The organism is Mycobacterium sp. (genome assembly GCF_052143115.1).
In the GTDB taxonomy this organism is placed as follows: domain Bacteria; phylum Actinomycetota; class Actinomycetes; order Mycobacteriales; family Mycobacteriaceae; genus Mycobacterium.
Genome location: NZ_JBKQTQ010000200.1, coordinates 1 through 3,181, shown reverse-complemented (window position 1 = coordinate 3,181; position 3,181 = coordinate 1). Strand labels below are relative to the sequence as shown.

Below are 3,181 nucleotides of genomic sequence, written 5' to 3'. Positions count from 1 at the left end.
ATTTCGCTCGCAGGTCTCTTTCGGGTCATGGGCTGAAGCTTGGACGTGGTCCGCACCGTGGCGGGTCCACCTCGGACAGCGGACAGAGCAACCAGGCGGGAGTGACCCGCCCGTCCTGCCGATCGCGACCAGCTTTCCGAGGGCGCGTTCGCCGATCGCTGCTGATGTCCCCAGTTTAATGACAAGAATTCCAATTTATGACGCCGTCCCGACTTCGCCGCCAAGCAGGCCGGGCTGGTGGCGGCGTTCCATGTAGAGTTCGAGGATGGGCGCGGTCGACCTCGGCGTGCATGGCTCCCGTGGCTCGCAGCTGCCCAGGCAGTTGTGGTGTCACTCGGCGCCATTGACCGCGTTGGCGTGATGCGTGCGCATACCGACGAACGCGACCACCCATTCCAACGGATCGCGACCCGATATTCCGATCGATCGCGACCAGTGCGGCGCGGGTGCTGACAGCGCCGTTGGATGAAGGTGGTGATGTCAGTCTCCCGGGGGTTGGTCAAGCACGGCGAGAGGCCGTCCCGGTAGTCAATAGGAGGGACCCGCGCGCAACGCGGAGCGCCCTCACGGCTGGCACAGCGTTGCGCGCGGGAGGTCCCTGTTGACCCACCGGGGCGGGCGGGGAGCTTTTCTCGGCGGTCATTCCCGGTTTCCTTTTGCTGGCTTGGGGGCTGGTCCCCGGGTCATGGCTGCTTCGTTCGCCGATGGCATCTCGGGTTCGGCCTGCTCGGTGGCTCCGGACTTGCGCATGGATGGGCCGTCCAATTCGAGCCGATAGGCGTTGTGGACGATGCGATCGAGGATTGCGTCGGCGAATGTCGGCTCCCCGATGACGTCGTGCCATTTGTCCACTGGGAGCTGGCTGGTGATGAGCGTCGAGCCGCTACCATGGCGGTCCTCCACGATCTCCATCAGATCGCGCCGTTGGTTGGCAGTGAGCCGGTCCGGACCCCAATCGTCGAGGACCAACAAATCCACCTTTACCAGGGCGCGGAACATGCGGGTGAAGCGGCCGTCACCGTGGGCGAGTTCCAGATCGGCGAACAACCGCGGCACGCGGGCGTAGACCACAGTGTATCCGTCGCGACAAGCCTTCTGGGCGAGCGCGCAGGATAGCCAAGACTTGCCGACGCCACACGGACCAGTGACAATCAAATTGCGATGCTCGGCGATCCATCTGCCAGCCGCAAGTTGCTGGAATAGCGCTTTGTCGAGCCGTCGCGGAGTTCTGTAGTTGACGTCCTCGACAACTGCTTGGCCGTGGCGGAGCTTGGCACTGCGCAGCCGGACTTTAAAGCGTTTGGTGTTGCGATTGGCCGCCTCGCGATCGAGCAGCAGCGCCAACCATTCCGGGTGTGCGAGCTCGGCAGCTTGGGGTTGGTTTTGCAGCTCAACGAAGGCATCGGCCATACCATCGAGCTTCAAAGCCTTGAGCTGGTCAAGGGTGGGATGGGTCAGCATTGTGTTTTCCTCAATGGAAGTAACGGGGGCCACGGATGTTGTTGTGCGCAATCGCCGGCTCGTCCGCGGCGGGTGCGGGCCGTTTGGATTCGAGGTTGTTCTTCAGGATCGAGTTGACGGAGGTGAAGGAGCGCGCGCCGATCTCCAGCGCCCGACCGCATGCCGCCTCCAACCGTTGGCGGCCAAAACTCTTGACCAACCGGACGATGCCGACCGAGGCGCGGAAGCCCTGTTCGGGGTGAGAGCGCTCGCGCATGATGATCTCAACCAGTGCAGCGGTATCGGGTCCGATCTCGCCGGCCTGCCGTCTGATCCGCTCTGGTGTCCAGTCGGCATAGCGACGGTGGCTGCTTGGCATGTGCTCGCGCACTGTGGTGTGTTGCCGGTTCGATGACGATCGCATATGAGCCGCGACCCGTTGGCCGTGATGGAAGACCTCCACGGTACGTACCGTGACCCGAACCCACACTGTCTGCCGCAGCAACATGTGCGGCACGGAGTAGTAATGCCGCTCGACTTCTACGTGATAATCGAAGCTGACCTTGCATTCCTTCCATTCTGCGTAGACGTAAGGTTCGACCGGCAGCTTCTTGAGCGCCGGGCGATCTAACTGATCAAACAGCGCGCTACGGCTGGTTCCCAAATGCCGTGTCACACGGGTGTTGAGTTGCTCGACTAGATCTCTGATGGCATCATTGATTGCGGCGAGCGAGAAGAAACGCCGATTGCGCAACTTGGCTACGATCCAGCGAGTCGCCACCTGCACCGTCACTTCAACTTTAGCTTTATCACGTGGTTTATTTGGACGTGCCGGAAGCACAGCTGTACCATAATGAGCCGCCATATCTGCATAGGTCCGGTTAACCTCCGGCTCGTAGAAACACGCCTTGGTGACACCGGACTTCAGGTTGTCGCTGACGATCTGCGCGGTAACGCCGTCGAAAAACGCGAAGGCCCGCACGTGCGAGCCAATCCAATCAACAAGGCGCTGTGTAAAGGTGGCTTCCGCATACGTGTAGTTGGAGGCGCCGAGCGTGGCGACAAACAATTGGCATACGCGAACCTCGCCGGTCGTCCCGTCCGCGATCTCCAATGTCTTGCCGGCATAGTCCACGAACATCCGCTCGCCAGCGACATGCACTTGCCGCATGGTCGGCGCCAGGCGCCCTTCCCAAGCGCGGTAAAGGTCACAGTAGCGGCTGTAGCCATAACCGTCAGGATGTACGCTCCGATGCTCCTCCCATAGCAGCTGCAGCGTCACACCCGGGCGACGCAGTTCCCGGTGGATCGCCGGCCAGTCGGGCTGTGGTCGCCGGTCCTTGGCCGTAACCGTTGGCGGCGGGTACAGAAGCCGCTCCAGCCGCTCGTCGTTTAGGTCCTCAGGCAGGGGCCAGCTCAAGCCGACCCGCCTTGCACGCCGAATGCACTCGCCCGCCGCCGTCACCCCGATCGATAGGCTGGCTGCGATCTGGCGCTTCGACATGCCGCCGGCACGCAGCCTCAGCACGTCGCGTATCTTGCGCATGGATAATCTCCGTCCTGGCATCGCCCTGCTCCCTCTCAAAGGGAACAAAGGCAATGACGATTCGCAGATCACCCAACGGAGCCGGTTACCCGTCCACAGCCTGGTCGCGATCGATCGGAACAGGTGGTCGCGATCAATCGGTACGCCTGATCGCGATCAATCGGAATCAGTGGTCGCAATCAATCGGTGCGCGCA

1 protein-coding gene and 1 pseudogene are annotated in these 3,181 nt (G+C 62.1%); both read right to left on the bottom strand.

Annotation, left to right across the window (positions count from 1 at the left end):
* Window positions 1-741 precede the first annotated feature (741 nt).
* Window positions 742-1,461: pseudogene (gene istB / locus ACLQI9_RS21095) on the bottom strand (IS21-like element helper ATPase IstB); the annotation flags it as partial.
* A 10-nt stretch (window positions 1,462-1,471) separates the two neighbouring features.
* Window positions 1,472-2,986: an IS21 family transposase gene (gene istA, locus ACLQI9_RS21090; protein WP_442392133.1), complete on the bottom strand. Its 1,515-nt coding sequence runs from the start codon at window positions 2,984-2,986 to the stop codon at window positions 1,472-1,474.
* Window positions 2,987-3,181: the final 195 nt, after the last annotated feature.

Bases quoted from the DNA above. Each gene is read 5' to 3' on its own strand.
- istA (WP_442392133.1), bottom strand. From the start codon at position 2,986: ATGCGCAAGATACGCGACGTGCTGAGGCTGCGTGCCGGCGGCATGTCG.